Annotated in this window: 2 protein-coding genes; both read left to right on the top strand. The window is 41.9% G+C overall.

Annotated elements, in window-relative coordinates:
- Nucleotides 1-1,148: O-antigen polymerase (locus VFM80_RS02850; RefSeq protein ID WP_395069349.1), on the top strand; the 1,148-nt coding region annotated here is incomplete at its 5' end.
- A 104-nt stretch (nucleotides 1,149-1,252) separates the two neighbouring features.
- Nucleotides 1,253-3,100: asparagine synthase (glutamine-hydrolyzing) (gene asnB, locus VFM80_RS02855; RefSeq protein WP_395069350.1), on the top strand; the 1,848-nt coding region annotated here is incomplete at its 3' end.

A 3,100-nucleotide genomic window follows, 5' to 3' on the forward strand; every position in this document is an offset into this window, starting at 1 on the left:
ATAGGTACAGTGTAGGAATTACAAATCCATATTTGGTTCTGATGGTTCTCGTATCCTCTTCGGTAAATTTAATATTATTTCTGTTTGGCGTTATTTTTGTGCGTAAGTTAATGGGGCTTGAGATAATTGCTTTTAAATCTACTGAAATCATGCCTATAGGTAGTCTTCAGCGATTGGCGTTGATTGGTTTGTTCGGTTTGTGTGTGCTGATACTCGTAAAATATGTTAAACAGCTAGATCAAATTGCCATTATTGTAGCCTTGACGGACAGCATAACTGCTGCAAATCAAGCCCGAAGCAATATGGGCAATTCTTTTGCCGGGGATTATCACTGGTATAAACTGGTGATGCATGATATTGGTAATTTTCTCACCTTTACCAGCTTTGCTATATGGCTTACTCGCAAAAGTACTTTCTCGTTCATTGCGTTTATAGCTGCGTTTTCGTATTCAACAATAGTAGCAGTTATGGCGATTGAGAAAGCGCCTTTTGCATGGCTACTGGTTGGTTTATTTATGGTCTATTTTCTGGTTAAAAGGAATGGGTTCATTCCTTTTAAAAAAATAATTATTTTATTATGTATTGTGCTTTTTATTCTTATACTATTTTATATAAATTTTATGGGATCTAATGATATTTGGTCCGCACTTACGTCGGTTTTTTCCCGTGCTTTCTCTGGCAGTATATCACCCGCCTATTTTTACCTTGAGTTTTTTCCTGAGCACCATGAATACCTTTGGGGGAGTACTTTTCCGAACCCTGGCGGTTTAATGCCTTATATCCCTTATCGCTATACCATTGAAGTCATGAACTGGATATTCCCGGCACTTTCTGAATCAGGTGTTGTTGGAAGTGCACCAACAGTTTTTTGGGGGGAAGCTTATGCCAACTTTGGGCCGGCCGGTATTCCGATTGTTGCTTTTATTATGGGAACGTTTGTTGCGTTTGTAAGTTATCTTGTCTCAAAGATTGAAATTAATCCGATATCTATTGGTTTTTCTGTTTGGTTAATACTGGCTTTTAAAGATTTATCGGTGACTGGCTTTAGCGGATATTTTTATAGCATATACCTTATAGTATTGTCATTTTTATTGTTCGCGCTTCTATCGGTTCGTGGGCGCTTTATGATAAGATGTAAAATTTATTAATACCCGTTTGGTAATAGTTTTAACAGAAGTTCGTGAGGAGGTTATTTGATTGATTTTTCCTTGCGTTTTTCATCTAACTTTTTTAGTCATCGCGAGTTCTATTAATGTGCGGTTTTATTGGTTGTTTCGTTAAAGAAGAAAAAAATGAGAGTTTGATCAATGCTGCGTTGGATATGATTGAACATCGGGGCCCTGATCATTCAGATTTTGATGTCCACGAAGAAGCTCATTGTTTTCTCTATCTAGGGCATACTCGGTTATCAATTATCGACTTAAAAGAACATGCTTCGCAGCCCTTTAAGTCAACATGTGGGCGTTATTCTTTGATTTTCAACGGTGAGATATACAATTATAAGGAGATTGCTGAAGAGTTAAAGGCTGTCGGTTATATCTTCAGAACCAAATCAGATACAGAAGTTTTGCTGTATGCTCTGGTAGAGTGGGGAATACCCGTTTTGCCGCGTCTTGTTGGTATGTTTTCTTTTGTGTTTTTTGATCGTCTCGAACAAAAGTTGATATTGGGACGTGACGCCTTTGGAATAAAACCCTTTTTTTATTCCCTGAAGAACGAGGAATTGTACTTTTCTTCGGAGCTTCGCCCATTATTGACATTAAGGCAGGAAAATTCGAAACCCAATTTGCAGGCAGCATATGACTACTTGGTGCATGGTGATTATGATTCTTCGGAAAATACATTTATCGAGGGGGTTAAGCATCTGCCTCCGGCACATTACCTGATTTTTGATATGGAAACTGGTCATGCATTACCTCCAACCCGTTGGTGGCAACCAGATATTGCCATAACGTCGTCGCTGAGCTTTGATCAGGCAGTGGAGAAACTGAAAGAGCTCTTCTTGGATAGCGTGAAGCTGCACCTTCGCAGTGATGTACCGTTGGGAGTAGCTTTATCTGGCGGTATCGATTCATCGGCGATTGTATCAGCTGTTCGTTATCTGGAGCCTGATAAGCCTCTTAACACTTTCAGCTATATTGCCAGTGATGATGCTATCTCAGAGGAAAAATGGATAGATCAGCTAAATGAGAAGATGGCTGCCAAAGGGCACAAGGTTATGGCCAATGAGCGAGAAATGGAGGCTGATCTGGATGATATGCTGCTGAAACAAGGTGAGCCTTTTGGCAGTACTAGTATTTACGCTCAATACCGTGTCTTTAAATTAGCGAAGGAGAATGGTGTTACCGTTTCCTTAGATGGCCAGGGTGCAGATGAGCTGCTGGCAGGTTATTCGGGTTATCCGGGACATCGGCTGCTCAGTCTGGTTGAAACCCGAGGATGGTTGGCGGCACATGAATATGCCAGGCGCTGGGCGCAATCAGCGGGTCGGAGTTATATGATGGCCTGGCAGTATTTGGCGAGAATTAGACTACCTGATTGGCTTTATGCTCTTGTGCGTAAGAAAATGGGCCGCGACTTTCAGCCTCGTTGGCTGAATGCGGAGTTCATGTCCCAACATGGAGTCCGCCTTACCGAGAAGCGTGCCCAATTGAATGCTGAACACCGTGGTCGGAGGGTAAAAGAAGCTCTGGCAAACGCTCTGATGTACAGGGGCTTGCCATCATTATTGCGGCATGGTGATCGTAATTCAATGGCCTTTTCGGTTGAGAGTCGCGTTCCTTTTCTAACTCTTCCTTTGGTTGAGTTTTTGTTGTCATTGCCGGAACATTACCTCATCTCGGAAAGTGGCGTAACCAAGCATGTGTTCAGGGAAGCCATGCGTGGAATTGTTCCCGACAGCCACCTGGAGCGAAAAGATAAAATCGGATTTGCCACACCTGAGTCCACCTGGCTTCTTGACATGGCGCCTGTTATAAGAAAATGGATTATTCAATCTCCGGAAATGGCTTTCTTGAATAAGAATGCGCTTATAAAGGAGTTTGAAGAGGTGGTGGAAGGTAAAAAATCTTTTGATGGTAGAGTGTGGCGCTGGGTTAAC

The sequence above is a fragment of the Gracilimonas sp. genome, assembly GCF_035704785.1.
GTDB lineage: Bacteria > Bacteroidota > Rhodothermia > Balneolales > Balneolaceae > Gracilimonas.